Source organism: Desulfitobacterium metallireducens DSM 15288 (assembly GCF_000231405.2).
In the GTDB taxonomy this organism is placed as follows: domain Bacteria; phylum Bacillota; class Desulfitobacteriia; order Desulfitobacteriales; family Desulfitobacteriaceae; genus Desulfitobacterium_A; species Desulfitobacterium_A metallireducens.
On the sequence record NZ_CP007032.1, the window covers coordinates 2946450 to 2967555 of the forward strand.

18 protein-coding genes, 1 riboswitch and 1 other annotated feature are annotated in these 21106 nt (G+C 42.7%); all 18 genes read right to left on the minus strand.

Translation table 11 applies throughout. The features are described 5' to 3' along the window. Positions 1-24 precede the first annotated feature (24 nt). A complete protein-coding gene (locus DESME_RS14190; RefSeq protein WP_006718536.1) occupies positions 25-1041 on the minus strand; it encodes an ABC transporter substrate-binding protein in 1017 nt (338 codons plus the stop codon). A gap of 135 nt (positions 1042-1176) precedes the next feature. Next, positions 1177-1442: a binding site (T-box leader), on the minus strand. Between the two features lie 50 nt (positions 1443-1492). Then, on the minus strand, positions 1493-2506 hold the full coding sequence (locus DESME_RS14195) for a GGDEF domain-containing protein (RefSeq protein ID WP_006718538.1): 1014 nt from the start codon (positions 2504-2506) through the stop codon (positions 1493-1495). A 181-nt stretch (positions 2507-2687) separates the two neighbouring features. Beyond that, positions 2688-3689, minus strand: a complete 1002-nt coding sequence (locus DESME_RS14200; RefSeq protein WP_006718540.1) for an ABC transporter substrate-binding protein — start codon at positions 3687-3689, stop codon at positions 2688-2690. 51 nt (positions 3690-3740) lie between these two features. Next, positions 3741-4556: an ABC transporter permease gene (locus DESME_RS14205; protein ID WP_006718543.1), complete on the minus strand. Its 816-nt coding sequence runs from the start codon at positions 4554-4556 to the stop codon at positions 3741-3743. Further along, positions 4549-5316: an ABC transporter ATP-binding protein gene (locus DESME_RS14210; RefSeq protein ID WP_006718545.1), complete on the minus strand. Its 768-nt coding sequence runs from the start codon at positions 5314-5316 to the stop codon at positions 4549-4551. The genes DESME_RS14205 and DESME_RS14210 overlap by 8 nt, the downstream gene beginning before the upstream one ends. Positions 5317-5814: 498 nt before the next feature. Continuing rightward, a complete protein-coding gene (locus DESME_RS14215; protein ID WP_006718547.1) occupies positions 5815-7044 on the minus strand; it encodes an LL-diaminopimelate aminotransferase in 1230 nt (409 codons plus the stop codon). A gap of 221 nt (positions 7045-7265) precedes the next feature. Then, complete coding sequence (locus DESME_RS14220; protein WP_006719183.1) at positions 7266-7811, minus strand: NADH peroxidase; 546 nt, start codon at positions 7809-7811, stop codon at positions 7266-7268. 290 nt (positions 7812-8101) lie between these two features. Then, positions 8102-8647 (minus strand): NADH peroxidase, encoded by a 546-nt coding sequence (locus DESME_RS14225; RefSeq protein WP_006719183.1) that lies wholly within the window; start codon positions 8645-8647, stop codon positions 8102-8104. Between the two features lie 261 nt (positions 8648-8908). Beyond that, positions 8909-10216, minus strand: a complete 1308-nt coding sequence (locus tag DESME_RS14230; RefSeq protein WP_006716989.1) for an NAD(P)-dependent oxidoreductase — start codon at positions 10214-10216, stop codon at positions 8909-8911. Between the two features lie 266 nt (positions 10217-10482). After that, positions 10483-11355, minus strand: coding sequence for a dimethyl sulfoxide reductase anchor subunit family protein (locus tag DESME_RS14235; RefSeq protein WP_006716988.1), 873 nt, complete (start codon positions 11353-11355; stop codon positions 10483-10485). Between the two features lie 36 nt (positions 11356-11391). Then, positions 11392-11934 (minus strand): DMSO/selenate family reductase complex B subunit, encoded by a 543-nt coding sequence (locus tag DESME_RS14240; protein ID WP_006716987.1) that lies wholly within the window; start codon positions 11932-11934, stop codon positions 11392-11394. A gap of 16 nt (positions 11935-11950) precedes the next feature. Next, the gene (locus tag DESME_RS14245) at positions 11951-14524 is read right to left on the minus strand and encodes a molybdopterin-dependent oxidoreductase (protein WP_006716986.1); all 2574 of its coding nucleotides are present in this window, start codon (positions 14522-14524) and stop codon (positions 11951-11953) included. A gap of 16 nt (positions 14525-14540) precedes the next feature. Continuing rightward, positions 14541-15245 carry a TorD/DmsD family molecular chaperone gene (locus DESME_RS14250; protein WP_006716985.1) on the minus strand — a complete coding sequence of 235 codons (705 nt, stop codon included), beginning with the start codon at positions 15243-15245 and terminating at the stop codon, positions 14541-14543. A gap of 109 nt (positions 15246-15354) precedes the next feature. After that, a complete protein-coding gene (locus tag DESME_RS14255; protein ID WP_006716984.1) occupies positions 15355-15900 on the minus strand; it encodes a 4Fe-4S dicluster domain-containing protein in 546 nt (181 codons plus the stop codon). A 9-nt stretch (positions 15901-15909) separates the two neighbouring features. Continuing rightward, on the minus strand, positions 15910-17991 hold the full coding sequence (locus tag DESME_RS14260; RefSeq protein WP_006716983.1) for a molybdopterin-dependent oxidoreductase: 2082 nt from the start codon (positions 17989-17991) through the stop codon (positions 15910-15912). A 34-nt stretch (positions 17992-18025) separates the two neighbouring features. Then, the gene (locus tag DESME_RS14265; protein WP_006716982.1) at positions 18026-19234 is read right to left on the minus strand and encodes a PucR family transcriptional regulator; all 1209 of its coding nucleotides are present in this window, start codon (positions 19232-19234) and stop codon (positions 18026-18028) included. A 130-nt stretch (positions 19235-19364) separates the two neighbouring features. Then, positions 19365-19958: an HDIG domain-containing metalloprotein gene (locus DESME_RS14270; protein ID WP_006716981.1), complete on the minus strand. Its 594-nt coding sequence runs from the start codon at positions 19956-19958 to the stop codon at positions 19365-19367. Positions 19959-19998: 40 nt separating this feature from the next. Next, on the minus strand, positions 19999-20916 hold the full coding sequence (gene metA, locus DESME_RS14275; protein ID WP_006716980.1) for a homoserine O-acetyltransferase MetA: 918 nt from the start codon (positions 20914-20916) through the stop codon (positions 19999-20001). Between the two features lie 75 nt (positions 20917-20991). Next, positions 20992-21096, minus strand: a riboswitch (SAM riboswitch). Positions 21097-21106 lie beyond the last annotated feature (10 nt).

The window sequence follows — 21106 nt, forward strand, 5'->3', positions numbered from 1 at the left end:
CCCTTTACTTACTTGATTGATTTCTTATTTTCCAAAAATTTGAGCCGCTTGCTTTAGTACATCCTCTGGAAGCTTAATCCCGATCGTATCCGCTGTTTTTTGATTTACATAGATATCCATATCTGTCATAGTCTTCACAGGAATGTCTCCTGCTTTTTTACCCTTTAAGACCTCAACAGCCATTTTTGCCGTTTCTTTACCCAGAACCGTGTAGTTAATACCATAGGTTGCAAGTCCGCCATCCTTAACCATGGAATCCGCTCCGACATAGACAGGAATTTTAGCTGCATTTGCGGTTTGCGCAACAAGGGGCATCGCTGAGGCAATGGTGTTATCAATTGGCGAGAAAATCGCATCTACTTTACCGACTAGAGAATTCATCGCTTGCTGAACTTCAGAGGAGTTCGTAACCGTCGCATTAACAACGGTTATATTGTTTTTCTGAGCATATTCCTTTAAATTGTCGATTACTGATACGGAATTCGTTTCACTGGTATTATACAAAGCGCCAACAGTCTTAACATTAGGTGTAATCCGCTTCGCAAGCTCCATAATCTCTTCAGCAGAGACGCGATCTGAAGTACCCGTAACATTACCGCCGGGGTTATTCATATCCTTCACCAAACCTGAACCGACTGGATCGGTTGCAGCGGAAAAGATAATCGGAATGTTCTTGGTTTCGCTGACAACAGCTTGAGCAGACGGCGTTGCAATGGCGATAATTAAATCATATTTATTATTTACAAACTTTTGAGAAATAGTTTTTAAATTAGATTGATCACCTTGAGCATTTTGATAGTCAATGGTAATATTTTCACCATCTTTGTATCCTTGTGCTGCTAATTCGTTGATAATTGATTCGCGAATCTGATTTAACGAAGGATGTTCAACGATTTGGATGATCCCTATTTTCTTAGGTGCTGAAGAATTCGCTGTATTACTGGATTTTGATTGAGACTGAGTTGTTCCACAGCCTGCCACTGATAATACCAAAGCAAGCATTAAAATCACAGATACCATAGCCGTTAATTTCTTTTTCATTTGAAAAAACCTCCTCTTTCCATTTCAATTCGACGATTCAATGGATTCGGGTCTTCTCTGCAGTTTCGCTCCATCCGCGGAAATGGGCGGAACAGGTTTGTACCAAACTAAAAAATGCCTGTCCTTAAACCTAAATTTAAGGACAGGCATTATAACCTGCGGTACCACCTTAATTGATGCATATCATTTCAATTCGACATATGCATCCTCTTGTGCAGAGTGCCATCACACCCTTAGCCCAATAACGCTGGCTATGCGTCGGTAGCTACTTAAGCATCTTGTACTTTTTCGCTCCGCCCTCAAAGGCCCATTTACCCGCTCCGTTACCTGTCAGGCTCCCACCTACCCTGACTCTCTAAGAAGTTGGTCTTGCGGTTTTACTTCCTCATCAACGGTTTTATATATCATAACATTTTAAAATATGGAATTCAAGGGTTTATGCTATTTTAGTTCACGCTGATTTGTAAACCCTATTCTTGATACTCTTAGCTTCATACATCGCCTTATCCGCCATACCAATCAATTTATCGATAGGCTCCTCGATTCCGGGATGAGAAGTTGCCACTCCGAAGCTTCCGGTAATTTTGATTTGCGAGTCTTCATATACCATAACCAATTCTTCCACACTCTGTCTCATCCGCTCAGCAATCTGATAAGCATCCTGAATTTCTGTATCAGGAAGGCAAATCATAAACTCTTCTCCTCCAAAGCGGCCGATAAAATCATAGGTACGTATTCCTCGGTTCAAGCATTTTGAAAACTGTCGTAAGACGTAATCGCCGGCTAAATGGCCATAAAAATCATTGATTGATTTAAAGTCATCGATATCGACGAGTATCATTGAAAGGTTGGACTGATTCCGCATAGCCCTCGCCAATTCTTCCTCCAGCCGGATCATAAAAGCTCTTCGATTAAGGCAGCCTGTAAGATAGTCAATGCTTGCTAAGGTTTCTGCCTCAATTTTTGCCTTTTTCAACGCTTCTTCCGCTCGCTTCGTTTGGGTAATATCTTGGATCTGAGTGACGAAAAACTTCGGATTTTGACCTTCGTCCCGTACCAACGTAACTGTAGCTTTCGCCCAAACAATGTGCCCTTGTTTATGAATGTAGCGCTTAATGGATTGGAAAGTATCGTACCTACCCAGAAACAAATCACGGATATAGGGCGTATCATTTTCACGATCTTCGGGATAAATGAAGTCTTTATGGATCATATTCATGAGCTCATCTTTAGAATAGCCCACAAGATTGCAATATGAGGGATTAATATCAATATACGATAAGTCAGGTCGTGCAATACACATTCCTAAGGCCGTCTTGTCAAAAGCGATCTCGGTGATCACTGCTTCATCTTGAGCATCCTTAAGAATTTGATTATATCTTCTCTTGAGGATAAAGATATAAGCTATTACGAGAATAATGGTTAAGATTAAAACACCATCTAAAAAGGCATCCCATAAATTCACTTCAACTTCACCTGTTTCTTAAATTTTCCATGAATTAGGTATAATGCCTATATTCTATAATCGTCTGTCAAATCCTTCTATTTTCTATATTTAATTTTTTTCTTTGTTCCTTCATAAAAGCAAACCCAAATACGAAATCGTTTGGGTTTGCTTTACGAGGTGATTTTGCTTGATCCTTGCTCTATTTAATATTTTTAATCGCCATCTCGCCAAACGTTGTCGTTATAATTTTATCATAGGGAGCCGTTTTATTGATAACCCCCGCATCCTGCAAGGCTTTTTGCAAGGTATCTAAGTCTTTCTCTAAGAGAATCGGATCTGTCTTCCACGTATTTTGTTCCTTATAACGTTTGACCACTGCCGTGAGAATTTCGTCATTTGCATCGGGAAATTGAGATTTAATCGCTTTGGCAATTTCTTCAGGAGTATGGCTATCTACCCAAAGCTGCCCTTTATAAATGGCATTCGTAAATTTTTGCACGGTCTGTGGATTCTTCTCGAGATAACTTTTCTTCGCAAAATAAGCAGTATAGGGAACCGGGCCACTTGACTTACCCATCGATGCGACGATGAAGGCCTTTCCTTCCTTTTCCATCTCAGACGCTGTCGGTTCATAAACGATGACATAATCGCCTTGGCCTCCCATAAAAGCACCTGGCATCGCAGCAAACTGCATGGTCGTGTCAATAAATACATCTTTGCCAGGATTCAGACCATTTTTACGTAAAACGTATTGCAGAATAATTTCCGGCATGCCGCCTTTGCGTCCGCCGATGATGGTTTTTCCTTTAAGGTCGCTCCACTTAAAATTGGGATTCGGTTGGCGTGCCAACAGGAAGGTTCCATCCCCATTCGTCAATTGGGCAAATACTACAGAGTGATCTTCTTTTCCTTCGTTATAGACATAGATACTTGCTTCCGGTCCGGCAAAGCCGATGTCCACTTGATCTGTCAGAACAGCCGTCATCACCTTGTCGGCCCCTTGACCGTTTGAGAGCTCAACCTCTAATCCTTCTTCTTTAAAGAACCCTTGAGTCAAGGCTACATATTGCGGAGCATAGAAAATAGAATGGGTTACCTCAGAAAGTTGTACTTTAGTTAGGTTCGTTTGCTTCCCGCATCCGCTTAATACGAGTGACATCCCTAATAGAGCCACGCTAAGTAAGAGTATAAACCGTTTCATGTTAATCCTCCCTTTTAATTTAACTCTAACTCAAAGGCAAAGTCTTTCCCTTTAGCCCCTGTGTTTCACCAGCCACTTTTCCAAGATAACCACACCTTGATACATCAGAGCTGCCGCTACTCCAAGAATGATGACACTGGCCATGACTAAGTCCAACTTAAAGACTTGCCCGCCATAAACGATGAGGTAACCCAACCCCGACTTCGAAACTAAGAACTCACCCACGATGACACCAACCCAGGATAGGCCAACGTTAATCTTTAAAGCATTGATAATGGTCGGTAACGATGCCGGGAGTAAAACTTTAGTGAGGACCTGATATTTTGTGCCGCCGAAGGTCTGAACCAACTTAATCTTTTCTTGGTCAATCGCCAAGAATCCATTGAGTACTTCCATAATCGTCACAATCAAGGAAATAGCTAGAGTCATGACGATGATCGCCGCTGGACCTGCTCCGATCCAGACAATAAACACGGGACCCAGTGCAATTTTGGGCAGGCTATTTAGGATGACAAGATAAGGCTCCGAAACTTTAGATAAAAATTTCGACCACCACAAGATGATAGCGATAATCGTGCCCAAAAAAGTACCCAGCCCAAATCCGACGATCGTTTCCCAACATGTTACGGCAATATGCCCAAATAACGCTCCTTCTTGATAAAGTTGGACGATTGTTTTAATGACTCGGGAGGGTTGGCTTGTAATAAAAGGGTCAATAATCCGCGCATTGGCGAGAATTTCCCATAAAGCAAACGCTACAAAAAGGATGATCAGTTGCGTTAATCGGACCTCCATTTTCTCTCTACGAACGCTCTTTAAAAAATCCAGATGTTCTTTTGATGAGCTCAATCCATTGAGATCAAACATGGACATCCAACTCCTTCCAAATATCCTGGAAGTAATGTCTGAATTCTGGAGCTTCTCTTGAGGCTAAAGGCGTCCTGGGTTCACAACTTAAGTCAATCGAATAAATCTTTTTTACAGTTCCCGGCCGCTTGGATAAAACAACGATACGGTCTGCCATACTGATACTTTCCGAAATATCATGAGTGACTAAAATAGCAGTCTTTTTTTCCTTCCTAATAATGGAATGAATATCCTCATTTACAGCAAGCCGCGTCTGATAATCTAGCGCGGAAAATGCTTCATCTAAAAGTAGAATTTTCGGATCGGTTACTAACGTCCTAATTAGTGCGACTCTTTGTCTCATCCCCCCAGAAAGCTGACTGGGATAAGCGTTACGAAATTCATAGAGCCCATAGGTCTTAAGTAGAGCTATGGCATATTCTTTCGTTTCCGTCGATACATTCTTCTGAATTTCTAGCCCAAGGAGGACATTTTGATAAATGGTCCGCCACTCAAATAGATGATCCTTTTGGAGCATATACCCAATCTGCCGCGAGGCTCCATTGATCTTCTCACCATTAAGCAAGACCCTTCCCGTAGTTGCGGGGAGCAATCCGGAGATTATCGATAAAAGCGTGGATTTGCCACACCCGCTCGGACCAACAATACTTAAAAACTCCCCATCCTGAACAGAGAAATTGATATTTTCAAGAGCTGTTATTTCCTCATCAAGGGATTGATACTTCATTCCGATGTTATGTATCTCTAAAACATCATTCATTCGCACACCCCCCTGTCCCTGCTTCAGAGCGCTTTGTCTGTATTAGTGTATTGAGGCAGGGCCAAATCGGTGAGCCAATTGGAACTGGTTATCTCTGCCAATAGACAGAAAGAGACCCTACGTTCACTTTTCGCGAATGTAGGGTCTCATCTTACTGGCTTTATAAAAGAGTCTAGGGTCGTGTAGCTTTTCCCCTTCGAGGATAAGTCGACTAGGGCTTGAGTTTCGTTCCTCACCTCTAAGCCAAGTCTCCTATATCGCACATCCGTTCACTCAACGCTCTAGGGCTGGCAGCGCCTTTTCCTATCCATGGAGGCGCTTGCACTAGGCACGTCCATGCGCCCGCGACATCAGTCCATCCATGGACAAGTCCTGTGGCGCCGCTAACCCACGGAAGCGTCGTGCGCGATAGCGCCCTTCCGCGAAATCGTTCACTCCTATACGAGAAGCTACGCTTTTGGGTCTTTCATAGCCATTGGTAATCAATTTGCTTAGGATTTACATTTTCGTTTTAATTCGTTCGATGGCTCTTACTGTGTTTTCACGGGTACCAAAAGCGGTAAGGCGGAAGTAGCCTTCGCCATTTGCTCCAAAACCTGCACCCGGAGTTCCCACGATATTGACTTCTTTCATGAGTTTATCGAAGAACTCCCAAGATCCCATATTATCTGGTGTTTTCATCCAGATATAGGGTGCGTTGATTCCGCCAAAGACTTTATAGCCTGCTTGCTCTAAGCCTTCACGAATAATTCGAGCATTTTCCATGTAATAATCGATCGTTTCTTTAACCTGCTTTTGGCCTTCTTCAGTATAGACAGCTGCCGCCGCGACCTGCACAGGATAAGAAACACCGTTAAATTTAGTCGTCTGACGTCTCAACCACAAGGAATTCAAGCTATGGTCTTCCCCTTTAGCATCATATACCTTCACTTCTTTAGGAACAACAGTATAACCACAACGTGTTCCCGTAAATCCGGCTGTTTTCGAGAAGCTTCTGAATTCAACCGCAACTTCCCGCGCACCTTCGATTTCGAAGATACTATGAGGAACATTTTCTTCACGGATAAATGATTCGTAGGCGGCATCAAATAAAATGATCGATTGATTTTCTCGAGCATAATCAACCCATTGTTTCAGTTCCTCTTTGGAAAGGGTCACGCCGCTTGGATTATTGGGGAAACATAAATAGATCATATCGACATGAGTCTGAGGAAGAATCGGTTTCATCCCATTTTCTTCTGTACAAGGGAGATAAACCAGCTTTTCAAATTGTCCCAGCTCATTCGGAAAACCTGTACGTCCAGCCATTACATTCGTATCGACATAAACGGGATAAACCGGATCAGTGACCGCAATTGTGTTATTAACGCCGAAAAGTTCCTGAAAATTAGCCGTATCACTCTTCGCTCCATCACTGATAAATACTTCGTCAGGAGACAGTTTCACTCCGCGCGGGGTAAAGTCATTATCAATAATCGTTTGACTTAAAAACTCATACCCTTGTTCTGGACCATATCCGCGAAAAGTCTCAGCTTGACCCATCTCATCAACAGCTTTTTTCATTGCTTCTACAACTGCCGTGGGTAGAGGCCGGGTCACGTCTCCAATTCCGAGACGGATAATATCTGCCATAGGGTTTTCTTCTTTAAATTGGTTAACCCGACGCGCAATTTCAGAAAACAAATAACTTCCCGGCAACTTTAAATAGTCTTCGTTAACTTGTGCCATAGTCTATGTAACCCCTTTCTTTACCCACGATTTCACTAATATTAAAATTATATTTTTTCGAAGCGTATTTTGCAACTTTTTAGGCGGAGTATACAATATCCCTACTTCACAATATGAACAGGTACTTTTAATTGTTTAATATTACGCTATTAATTCAGCAAAAGGACGCCGAAATGACTGACGGCGTCCTAAGTTCTGCACTTTTAATTTTTCAATCCATTTTATTTGAAATATCGATTGAGTAATCCTAAGAAGGCCTTGCCATGGCGGGCTTCGTCTTTACACATTTCATGGACGGTGTCATGAATTGCATCATAGTTGAGCTTTTTCGCAAGTGTTGCCAGATCTTTCTTTCCTTGAGTAGCGCCATATTCAGCTTCGACTCTTAACTCAAGATTCTTTTTCGTGTCAGCATTAACGACTTCACCTAAGAGTTCAGCAAATTTAGCAGCATGCTCTGCTTCTTCAAATGCAATCCGTTTGTAAGCTTCAGCGACTTCCGGAAAACCTTCACGATCCGCTTGACGGCTCATAGCCAAGTACATTCCAACTTCAGTGCACTCGCCTGTGAAATTCGCTCTTAAACCTTCGAGAACTTCAGGATCAACACCTTGAGCCACTCCGATTTTATGCTCATCAGCCCATTGGCGAGTTCCTTCGACTAATTCAGAAAACTTTTCCTTAGGAGCATGGCATTGAGGGCATTGTTCTGGAGCCTCGTTTCCTTCATAAATGTAACCGCATACTGCACAAACAAATTTTTTCATTAGAAATCCTCTCCTTTTTTTACTTTATTGTTTTTATCTTTGAGGTAAATATAAACGTTGTTTACATGTTTTATTATATTATAATTATTCTAAATGTCAAGCGCCTTTTTAAACTTTTTCATTAATCTTTTCTAAACTGCGGATCGTATTTACTCATTTTAGCCTAATTCTCGCCTAAATCTTCGATAAATCAAGTATAAACTAAATTAAGCATATGAATCAATAGGACGCCGAAATTATATTCAGCGTCCTTAAAATCACCTAATTTAGGTTATCTCCGTCTTATTGAATTATTTGAAGTAACGGTTGAGTAATCCTAAGAAGGCCTTACCATGACGGGCTTCATCTTTACACATTTCATGGACGGTGTCATGAATCGCATCATAGTTGAGTTTTTTCGCAAGTGTTGCCAGATCTTTCTTTCCTTGGGTAGCGCCATATTCAGCTTCGACTCTTAACTCAAGATTCTTTTTCGTGTCAGCATTAACGACTTCACCTAAGAGTTCAGCAAATTTAGCAGCATGCTCTGCTTCTTCAAATGCAATCCGTTTGTAAGCTTCAGCGACTTCCGGGAAACCTTCACGATCCGCTTGACGGCTCATAGCCAAGTACATTCCAACTTCAGTGCACTCGCCTGTGAAATTCGCTCTTAAACCTTCGAGAACTTCAGGATCAACACCTTGAGCCACTCCGATTTTATGCTCATCAGCCCATTGGCGAGTTCCTTCGACTAATTCAGAAAACTTTTCCTTAGGAGCATGGCATTGAGGGCATTGTTCTGGAGCCTCGTTTCCTTCATAAATGTAACCGCATACTGCACAAACAAATTTTTTCATTAGAAATCCTCTCCTTTTTTTACTTTATTGTTTTTATCTTCGAGGTAAATATAAACGTTGTTTACATGTTTTATTATATTATAATTATTCTAAATGTCAAGCGCCTATTTAAACTTTTTCAAATAACTCTCTCAACCTGTAAACTCATAGTACACACAAGGTTATGATAATAAAAGGGCTGCCCTAGAACTTCTAGAGCAGCCTTCTCATAGAACGAAAGTGGAAGGAGAAACCTGTCCCCTCGTTCCACTTTGCTGAATCTCAAGCTCTATTTTTTCTCAAAAGGTAGGCATGTATCTCAATCGCGATTCTTCGTCCTTCTCCCATGGCCATAACCACTGTTGCTGGTCCATGAACAACATCTCCGGCGGCAAAAACGCCTTCGCGGGTCGTCATTCCGTGCTCATCGCTGATCAAGAGCCCTCCCTTATTTACTTCGAAGCCTTCAGAAGTTGAGACAATTCGAGCAAAAGGACGCTGCCCGATCGCTATATAGACTATGTCTGCAGGAAGGATAAAGCTTTCCTCTTCTATAAGCCTTAGTTGTCCATTCTCCATTACTTCAGTAGGTGCGCACTTCACTCCAGTGATGTCTTCCTCACCCAAAATCTCCAGAGGTGCAATGAAGGGGATAATCTTAACCCCTTCAGCAACTGCCTCATCCCGCTCCTTATCGCGAGCCGTCATTTGGTCAATCCCTCGACGCGCAAGAACCGTAACCTCAGCCCCCAACCGGCAGGAAGTTCGAGCTGCATCCATTGCTACATTACCTGCACCAATCACGATTACTTTATCGCCCTGTTTAACCGGTAATTCATTTTCAGGCAATTGCCCTAGCTTATAGAGATTGATCATTTGCAACGCATAAATCGCAGACATAACTCCATTCGCATCTTCCCCTGGTATGTTGAGCTTTCGGGGTAGACCCGCACCGGTTCCTATAAAGACGGCTTGAAAACCCATCGTGAAAAGATCATCTAAGAGTAAGTCTACACCGATTAAGGTATTTAATCGGAACTCAACACCAAGATTTTTGATCTTTTCGATCTCATGCCTGACGACTTCCTTAGGTAAACGATATTCTGGTATTCCGTAAAGAAGAACGCCACCCGGTTCTGATTCTCCTTCAAAGACCGTTACAGCATATCCTAACTGAGCTAACTGAACTGCCGCTGCTAGCCCGGCAGGACCAGAACCGATAACGGCGACGGCGCCCATCGTTGAGACCACTTTTGTAAACTCAACATCTTTCCCCTGCTCGGCGATAAACTGTTCGAGCTTACCGATGCGAAGAGCCTTCCCTTTCCGAGCTAAGATGCAACCTGCTTCACATTGCTTTTCTTGAGGACAAACTCGTCCGCAAACAGCAGGTAAATAACTATGACGATAAATGGCATCAAGGCCTGTCTCATAACTTTCTTCTTTGATCGCTTTTATAAATTGTGGAATAGCATTATTCACAGGACAACCCTTGCGACACGTCGGCTTTTTGCATTGAAGGCAACGTGAGGCCTCAGCTAAAGCTTCTTCTTTGCTAAACCCTGGTTCAAATTCAAGTTGATTTTCCACAAGTATCCCCTCTATTTCTATTTTTGATCTTATTATTTATTTAGATTCTTATTATATATAGAATTCTAAAATCTATAAATTCTCTATGATTATAGCATACTTGTTTCAAAATTGGCGTGTATACATGCAGTCAAGTTTCTCCAAGTGAAACAGCAAGACATTTTACCTTACAAAAAACGGAATGTAACACAGACCATACCCATAAAAATAGGAGCTGCCATCTTTGATGACAACTCCTATTTTTTAAAACGGATTTACTTCTCCTCTTATCCTCCAATGATCGGCGAAATACCACAGGCGTAGAAGAGATAACGACCCATAAATTCTCCAGCTATAACTAGGACTAGCGCCAGGATAATTGCACTCACAGGAAAGCTTTGCGCCTTGTTCCCCTGTTTTCTCAGCAGATAAACCAGCAATACTGCACCAAGCACCGAGAGAAGGGCTCTCAAGATCAGCATCCCCATATTTCCTGTTAGGATCTGGGCTGATGCTTCAGCTGTTACGCCACCCGCCTTTAGACTGGATAGGTAAATAGGAAAATAAGCAAGAGGTAAAGCAACTGCTGCAATACCAATATAGCTTACTGTCGATAGGGCCTTGGTCACGGATTCGGAAAGACTCCCCTTCATCCCCAACCCAAAGGCACTAACAGCTCCTAAAACGCCCATTGCAAAGGTTGCTCCGAAAAAAGCGATATACGTGTTCGTATTGTCCCAAGCCGGACGAACTGACGAACTATAGATATGAGCCATACTAAAAATCGCCGCTAATCCTACAAGGGCTGTGACCCAGCCCAAGGCCTTACTTTCTTTCCCTTTACGTGATAGCCACCAAGAGACAATCCAAAGGGCGAAGAAACCGCCCGTCGTTAAAATCTCACGGCTCAACCAGGAAGATGCGAGATTCAAGATGGAACGCGGAGCCCCTAAGGGATCCCCCAAGTGAAATACGGAAAAAATTAAGGCTAACACCGTAACTGGGCCCACTACCGTAAAGCCAAAGCTCAGTGCTTTTGAAGCTTGAGAATCTTGATTCCCGATGAACGTTTTAAGAACCATGAGAATAATAAACGTACCGATACTTAGCTGTGCTAAGAGTGTAAACGTCATTAAGGGCCACTCTTCGGCAAATATCATTTTTCCTTACCTCCTTACACTTAATGAGGATACGATCTAGTGTTTCTTAACATTAATAATAAGATTGGGATGAGTCGTTGCAGAGCTAGGTAGACCAGGCGCATCCGCATTTGTGCCATATTTCTGACGAAGTTCAACGATATCGCCAAATTCTAAACACCGCATCACACACGCATCAACGCAGGCCGGATTTTCCCCTTTAGCGACTAAGTCTGAACACCCATCACATTTGCCCACTTTACCTTCATCCTCTTTATATTGAGGAGCTCCATAGGGGCAAGACCAAGTGCAAAGACGGCAACCAATACACTTAGCATGGTCATGGATTACAATGCCATCTTCTTTCCGCTTTTGGAGAGCACCTGTAGGACAGTTTTCAACACACTTCGGATTTTCGCAATGATTACAGCTAATCGAAAAATGCGCGCGGTGAGGGTTGGGGAATTTGCCGATTTCGATATCATAAACTCGGCGATAGCGCGGTCCCACTTTCAAATTGTTTTTATCCTTACAGGCCACCTGACATGCCTTACACCCGATACAACTGGTTTGATCATAATAAAAGCCTTTTTGTGCCAATGTCATTCACTCCTTTCTAGAGAACAATCCGCAGCGGCCATTTGCTATCTTCTTCAAGGGGGGTTCCCGTCCATTTTTCAATTTGACAAAGGGTGGAGTTCCAGCCTCCGATCCCTTGCCCTGTTGTGATTGGACCGGTCAGCATGTTATCTGATCCCGCTTTATCAACTTGATTTTTCTCATCCATTTCAACCCAGGCGCCATGAGGAAGACCTACAACGCCCGGCATAAAGCATTCCGTTACATGAGCAGGACGTAAGGTTTGACCATGACTACTCTTCAGAAGGACTGTGTCCCCTTCTTTAATTCCCCGTTCTTCAGCATCTTTCGTAGATATGAACACAGGGTTCGGCCAAGCTTCCCGCAACCAGGGGATATTATTAAGAATACTGTGGGAACGTCTCAGATAGTGCGGATTGATAACTTGGAGAGGGTAATCACCTTTAACTTGACCCTTGAAATCTTTAAAGGTCGCTTCGTAACCCTCAACTGCCGGACTATACGTGGGGATAGGTTTAATCTCGGTAAATCCTTTGCTTTTCACAAAATCAGCTAAAGCTTGACAATGAATCTCTAGTTTACCACTCGCTGTTTTCAATGGATTAGCCACAGGATCTTTGACGAAGTTTTCGTAGGCGATAAACCCTAGATTGTCACCTGGTTTACGTTCGACTGTGTAAACTCCTTTTTGTTTTAATTCTTGATACGTCATCCGACCTTGTTGGGGTTTACCCGTTGCTCCGATTTCTTGAATATCCGCCTCAGTCAGCGTGACTAAAGGCTCCATCGTTTTACCATCCGAAGCTACAACTTTAGCACCTGCAATTTGATTAAAGAATTGCTGTTTTTCATTAACGGGTAAAATCTTAGAGGCATCAAGGCCAAGGCGCTTCGCCAGCTCTTGTGCAATCCACATTTCACTCTTAGCTTCATATAGGGGTTCAGTCACTTTGCGCCAGAACACAAGACTCTCGCGATTGATAAACGATCCAAACCCACCTACTTTTTCCCACTCGGTGATAATTGGGAGGACGACATCAGAATATTTACTATTGGTCGTCAAAAAGTGGCTGACGGAAAGTACAAATTCAACTTTGCGATGCGCTTCAATCCCTAAAGATTGCGCCGATCGTGTCTGAAGGTGAGATTCATAGCCATGATAGATCATCTGAATATTAACATCTTGAATTTTTTGATAGCCTGCGGTGTATTTACCCTCTAAAGTGGCCTTCCACATTTCAATATCATTGATTGTTTCTTTAATTGGATTAGCAATAGGCGGTAATCCTGCTGCTCCCGGAGTAACAAGGCTAGGTCCGCCATTCGCTGTTGAATAATGACAGCTGACCCCTGTCATGCAGCCTGATTTACCTATGTTCCCTGTCATTGCGCCAAAGGTCATGAACATTTGCGGCCAAGAATCCGAATTTTGAATACGTGCAGCTCCCCATGCTGTGAGTAAGGCGACACGCTCTGTTTTCGCAATTTGAAGCGCCAATTCACGAATTGTAGCAGCTGACACACCACTAATTTGTTCAGCCCATTCAGGAGTTTTCGGTGTATTATCATTGACCCCTAAAACATAGTCCTTAAAGTTATCTTTCGGATCAGCTCCAGCCGGCATATGATCCATATCGAAGCCCACTGTGTACTTATTAAGAAAATCCCAGTCAATCAGCGGATTGGTTGTTGGGTTATCTTCCTTCAGCAGCGCATACGCCATACCCAAAAACATAGCATGGTCCGTTCCCGGATGAATCGGTACCCACTGGGCATCTAAGATTTCAACGGTATCTGAGAAGGAAGGATCGATGACTACAAATTTGGCACCGGCTTTTTTCGCTTGCAAGTAATGGTACGTCGGATTGCCAGGAGCACTCCAGGCTGCATTACCTCCCACAATCACGATCAGTTGTGAATTACGCAGATCCATTCGGTCGTTGATGCTTTGTATAAAAAATCCTTCAGCCATACCGAATTTTTCAGGTCCCCAACGCCAAGACCCCCAAGAAGAAGTTCCCCAGGAACCAATATAGCCACCGGCCAAAGAAAAGGCACGACCAAGATCACCTGCATTCGAAGCAAAAATTCCCCGATTGGTGTATTTCTCCTGAATACGTTTGAACTCACTAGCGACAATATCTAAAGCCTCATCCCAGGAAATACGGACCCACTCATCCTTGCCTCGTAATTCCTTTTTACCGCCGCCTGGCTCCCAATTTTTCCGCTTCATAGGATATTTCAAACGATCGACACCAAAGACTTGCATCCGTTGTGAACGGCCTCGGTTACAACCGCGTTGTTGCGGATAATCCGGAGAATCCGGATGAGTGTCATCTGTCTTTTGACGAACAACCACACCTTCCACCACATAAGCCTTGTTTGAACAACGTCCACCGCAATTATGCCAACAGGCTGCAGGGATCCATTCCCCTTCTTTATTGGCCAAATTTGCCGCTGCCGTAGTCGAATCTACTTTGGTCAGTCCGCAGCCCGGAAGTGTAATTGCTGCTGCCGCACCGGCCGATAAACCGAGAAAAGACCTTCTGTTCATCGAGTAACTTTTTGCCTTCTCAATGAGATTTGCCACGTAAATTCACCTCCAGTTATTTTGAGACACTTTCATAATCCATATCTAAAAGCTCTACTAGAGCTTCAAGATCTAAAGTGAGATAACCGTTAAGAATCTTAGCCATTCCTGGATAGAAACTCAGGTTTGAACTATCCAAAATTTTTGCAGTCAGCTCAGGAACCCACTTCAATAAATGCTCTTGCAAAAAGGTTTTTTGATCGGTCAGGACTTTCCTTAGTCCCATGAAATCCTGATGTTGCAAATAATTCAAAGAGAGTTCGCTGAGTTGGTACATAAAATCCAGTTCTAAGCCTAAATGGTCATCAGCTTCTTGTCGGAAATACTTAGGCAAGAATTGATATTCTAAATAAGCGTGTCTAACCTTAAGCGTTTGTTCTTGAAAAAGGAGCCGTTCTTTGTTCAAATAAGCTGATTCCCAAAGGGGAGCAGGCAACTTATCCGGCCCAATAAACAGGCGTGTATAATCCCAGAGCAAGTCATTGTATTCTTTTTCACTTTTTAGATCATGCTCTTGCAAAAATACAGCGATTTGGGCAATTCCCTCATGAATCTCTTCATTTTCCTCCGCAAAGGGAAACTCTTCTGTAAATTCTTTGTCCATAATGAGGTTCAAAAACTCTTTCGTGGGTTCTTCTAAGAAGGTTCTCCTCAATATGTCATAAACAAGAACTCGCATTTCTAACAAAGGTTGAGCTTTTGAGCCGTTTTCTTGGTTCATTGGTAACACCCCCTTTTCATGTCCATTATTGCACAAAGCACTTTGTACACAGATACAAAAATAATGTCGTTTTTTTGTATAAAAAAGCACCTCGCTGAGCGAAGTGCGTTTAACTATTCTTTAACCAATATCTTTTCTTCGGCCTAGCTGGATAAAAACGAATCGAGGGCTTCGTCAAACGAATGTCTGGAAACCCGTCCACCGTAGCTACAGTATCCGCCTTTAAATCTATGCTGAGATCCAACACTTGAAGAGCACCTGTCGGGCAAGCAGTGACACAAGCAGGGAGTAAACCGGCTTTTTGGCGCGCAATACAGTAGTTGCATTTACTGGTTCTATTCTGAACTGGATCAAACTGAGGAGCATGATAAGGACAAGCTGAAACACAAGTCTTACATCCCGCACAGCGGTTGGGATCAATGAGGACTATGCCATCCCGTCTTTTCGTATACGCATGTTGAGGGCAAACCCTGAAGCACTCTGGGCTAGCACAATGATTACAGGAAATGGACAAATACGTTCCATCTCTGTTCTCTGTAACTTTCCGCCACTGCACCCCACTCGCTGTCTTATTTTCATTCTTGCAGGCCAATTCACAGGAATGACAGCCGATACAACGATCCACATTGAAAAGAAATCCTTTCGTACTTAACATGGCTTATCCTCACATCCCCTCTCTCTTAAAACCCCTTTCGACTTCGACCCAAGCATCATAATAAGCTGCACCCCTTGACCCCGCGTATTGAGTACCCATATCTGCAGATTGCTTTGCTAATAGTTGATTGACTGAGTCTTTACCACTTTGGGCAATCACAATAACCCCTTGTGGAATGCGATCATTCAACTTCACTTTCCGTTGACAATTTCCCCAGTCATTAAAAACAGATACACTCTCTTTCTCCTTTATACCTCTAATCTCCGCATCATAAGGATTCATTTCCACGACTTCCGCCCCTTGATCCTGGCTCAACCAAGAAACAGTTCGATATTGGGAATGAATTCGAAACAAGCTCTGCGGAGTAAGAAGACGTAAAGAATATAACGAATTCTTTCCCTGCTCTAGAAATCTAGCCAAAGCAGGAAGTTGATGTTCCTTTGCTTCTGGAGAATAGAGTTTCAATTTCCCCATCTCCGTCTGAAAACCTTGATCATACCCAATCCCTTCCGAAATCTTAAGTTTGCGCGGACCCTGAAGGAGTTCTTGCCACTCAGCTATCCCTAGCCTTTCAAGAATTTCTGGTGTGAATTCAGCAGCGATCCAATCTAAAGCTGTGAGTTGATCAGGAAAGCTCGAGAAATTAGGCTGGAGCTTATTTAACACCTTCGTCAAACTTCGAGCGATCTCCAAGTCACTTTTGGCTTCAAAAAAAGGAGGAATTGCTTTCTGATTGATCGCAATCCATTGATGCCAGTAACTTTGGTGTAGATCATACTCTTCAAAGGGGCTCGCCGCGGGTAGAACAATATCCGCTTGGGCTGTCGTTTCATTCATAAATAAATCCACCGCCACGACGAGTTCTAATTGATTCAAGAGTTTCTGCCAATTCTGCTGATCTTGATCCTGACTAAGCGGATTTCGACCCGCAATCCATAAGAATTTTAACGGAGGATCGGTTAAAGCTAAGGCCTCTTGTGCAAAGGAATTAATATCGATGCTCCGCTCGATGATCACTTCTTGATTCATCGGTCTCGGGAAATTCAAAAGGCCATTCTTAAAGACGTCATCCATTAGATTATTATAGTAAAGCCCGCCGCCCTTTAGCTCATGGTTACCACTGAGGGCCACTAAAGCATCGATGCAGCGTATATTTTGCCCTCCATTTGAATACCGTTGGAGACCAAATCCTACCCATGTGGCACAGGGTTTTTCCTTATAAAAAGACGATAAATCATAAATTCCCTCTTGGGGTACCCCCGTTACCTTACTCGCCTCTTCAAGGGTCACCTTTTCTTGAAGATAACTCTGAAAAGACTCCCAGCCGTAGATGTTTCCACCGAAATACTCTGGGTTAAGCTTTCCTTCTTCGAGAAGAATCTTAAGCACTGCCATAGCGAGTAACCCATCTGTTCCCGGGTTAATTTGAAGATAGATATCCGCTTGGGCAGCTGAAGGAGTGTACAAGGGATCAATAACCAGAATCTGAGCACCTTTGTCCCGGGCTTGATTAATAAAATTCCATTGATGAACTGCCGTTCGTGCGGGATTAACCCCCCAGAGAACGATTGCTTTCGATTTCGCCATGTCTTCAGGATCATGGAAAATGAGCTGTCCGCGATTGTAAGCTACAGCATCACTCCCCGCAGCTAAGCAAGCATTGCCAGAGAGCTTGGTATGGGAGCCTAAGCCTCTAAACATGCCCTCTGTCGCATTATGAAGTACTCCTAAATTTCCTGAAAATTTATTATAAGCACAAGCCAAGGAAGATCCATAGCGGTGATGAAGCTCGAGAATCTTATTTGCAATATCCTCCAAAGCTTCTTCCCAACTTATGCGATACCAATTTCCTGACCCTCTTGGGACTTGTCTTAACGGATGACGTAAACGCTGGGGACTATAAACATATTCTGTATAGGCATACCCTTTAGCACACAGCTTACCTTGAGTATAGCCATGATGAGGATCTCCTTCTACTTTAATTAAACGTCCATTCTGCACATGCGATATTAATCCACACGTCTCATAGCAATTGCGCGGGCAGATACTCAAAAACATCTCATTCTCTTTCTTGATATCGTCTTTATCCATTGACTGCTCCTCTTAGATCCTCATAAATAGCAACCTAAAGCTTTTGTAAATATTTTATCTTAAAGGCAACCATGAAAGACAAAATCGTATCAAAGTCCTTAATGTCAATCTCTAAGACTTCTTCAATTCGCTTTAGCCGGTAGCGAAGAGTATTCGGATGCAAGAAAAGGGCTTCAGCCGTTTCCTTCAGGTCACAACGATTCGCAATATATTTTTCCAAAGTCTCCATCAACTCATTCTTCTGGGACTTATCGTATTGTTCTAAAGCCTCAAGCGTCTCCCCATAAAACGCTTCTAATTCCTGCCGATCATGATTATAAAGAATTCGCGCTATGCCCAAGTCCCTAAAAAAAGAAGTATGATTTTGATCGTTAAGCAAACTGCCTAATTTTGAAGCGACTTTTGCTTCTTGATAGCTCCGAAATAGCTCTGTTGGGTTGGTATACTTCTTTCCTATTCCCACTCGAACCTCGCGTGAGTTTAGGTGTTCTTCGCTCAAAGCCCTCATTTTATTAATGATCATCTTGAAAATTGCTTTTCCCTCATGATAATCTTTATTCTCCAGGGGTAGAGCAAGAACAACCTCTTCATTCTTCTGAAAAAGGATAGCCTTCATATCCAAAGCTTCGATCACCGTTTGGACTATTTCACAAAGTATTTTAAGAAGATGTCGATCTGTAGAATAGAGTTCAAAGTCTTCTAGCTCAAATACAGCCACAACCTGGGGTAACTGGAGGTCCCACCCCCAAAATTTACCCCGGGTAATGATCTCTGCAGGATCATCCATGTTACCATAGAGCAAATCAAAAAGGAAAGCATCTCTGTATTGTCGGTTGCTCTCGAGCAGCTCCTCTTGTTTTTGGAGTTCTAAGACACAAGCGACTCGGGCTTGATGAGCCACCGTCTTGATCTGACTATTCTCATCCAATCCCGGCTCGCAAACCAAAAGAAAACCCCATCTTTTCTCCGCATTACTGAGTTCACAAACAAGAACTTCAACCTCCTGCTCCCCTATGAAGATTTTAGTTCGATCTGGAATGGGTACAACCATCGCCATTTTGAGCAGTTTCCCTTGGCTAAAATCCTCGTTAGAGATTGTGGAGACAAGCACACGATGAGAGGGATTAATAATGAGTACTTCTTTTTTCAAAAACGTTGATATGTGTTGAGCTAGTTCCCTTAGTCCACCACCCGATACGAGCTTATCTAATAGTTCATTCTGAAAATTTAGCAGCTCATCCATTATCCTAAATCTCCTCTTCTTTATTAGAAAGAATATTTGAGCCATCTCACTAAGATTAACTCTATTATACTCATGAAAATGGAAATAGCCAGTACTTAAGAGTACTGGCTATTGCTCTAAGGATATCTGATTATTTTGCGACTTCAACATTCCCCTCAAGTCCTATTTCTGAAGCGACCTTTTTCATTCCTTCGATGGTCTGCTCAATAACATAATCCAACTCCATATTCAGCATGGAAGCTCCATTTTCGATGACCTCACGGTTAACCCCTTCGGCGAAGCTCTTCTGCTTCCATTTCTTTTTAACGGATTTTACGGTTAAATCAAAAAGGCTCTTGCTCGGTCTAAGCAACGCCGTTGCTGAAATAAGCCCGGTCAGTTCATCAATCGTATAAAGAACTTTTTCTTGAGGTGTAATCGGTTCAACATCACTGCAAAGCTTATAGCCATGACTTTCAATTGCCCGAATGAAGGACTCTGGCCACTTTCTCGGTTCAAGAATAGTCCTCGTTTTATGACAATGCTCTTCCGGATACATCTCGAAATCGATATCATGTAATAAGCCGATGATTCCCCACTCTTCAACGTCTTCCTTAAGCAAAGCTGCAAAATGACGCATAACGGCTTCAACGGTCATCGCATGTTTGATGAGACTCTCACTTTTGACATATTCGTGGAGAAGCTGTTCTGCAGCTACTCGGTCATGCCCCTGCTCTAGTGGCATTAAAATTCCTTCTTTCTTTTATTGCTTATATTATTTGACCTTACTCGATTTCGTTGACATTGTATGGTGTTTCCTGATAGACATAATAATTGAGCCAGTTGGCAAAGAGTAGATTGGAGTGGCTTCGCCATTTGACGATCGGAGGTTGTTTCGGATCATCATCAGGAAAGTAATTCTGCGGGATATTAATAGGAAGACCGCCGGCGACATCCCGGTCATACTCAGCTTTCAAGGTAAGAGGATCGTATTCTGAGTGTCCTGTCACAAAAATTTGACGACCGCCTTTCGTCGCGATCAGATAAACTCCAGACCCCTCAGATTCTGATAAAATCTCTAGCTCTGGAACCTTTTCGATGTCTTCCCTGCGAACTTCTGTATGCCTGGAATGAGGAACATAGAAAATATCATCAAAGCCCCTCATAAGTCTAACATGCTTATGATTAAGCGTATGCGGAAAAACGCCAAACATTTTTGCGTTTAGCGGATACTTCGGCACCCCAAAATGATGGTAGAGCCCTGCCTGCGCCCCCCAACAGATATAGAGGGTTGAATAAACATTGTGTTGGCTCCAGTCCATAATCTTCACGAGTTCAGACCAGAAATCAACCTCTTCAAAGTCCATTTTCTCAATTGGCGCGCCCGTAATAATCATGCCGTCAAATTTTCGATTCTTAATATGATCATAGGTTTCGTAGTATTTAACCAGATATTCTTCCTGTGTATTCTTAAAATTATGGGTTTCAGGATAAAGCAGAGTAATATCAACTTGTAAAGGAGAATTACTCAAAAGCCTTAAAATCTGCGTTTCCGTCACAATTTTATCGGGCATGAGATTTAAAATAACAATGCTGAGCGGACGAATATCTTGGTGAGCTGCTCGCCCCTCATTCATTGCAAAAATGTTTTCTTGGTTTAAGATCCCTAGTGCTGGCAGTCCATCGGGTATATTAATCGGCACAAAACTATCCCCTTTCATTAGTCGAAAAAAATAAAACCTCTTTCATAAGAAAGAGGTTTATTCGCAATACTTCCTCTCTCATCTATCAATGTTTCCATCGCAGGAATTGGCACCGCTGTATTACAAAATACCGGTTGCCGGGTTTCATCGGGCCAGTCCCTCCACCACTCTTGATAAGAAGTTGAATTCA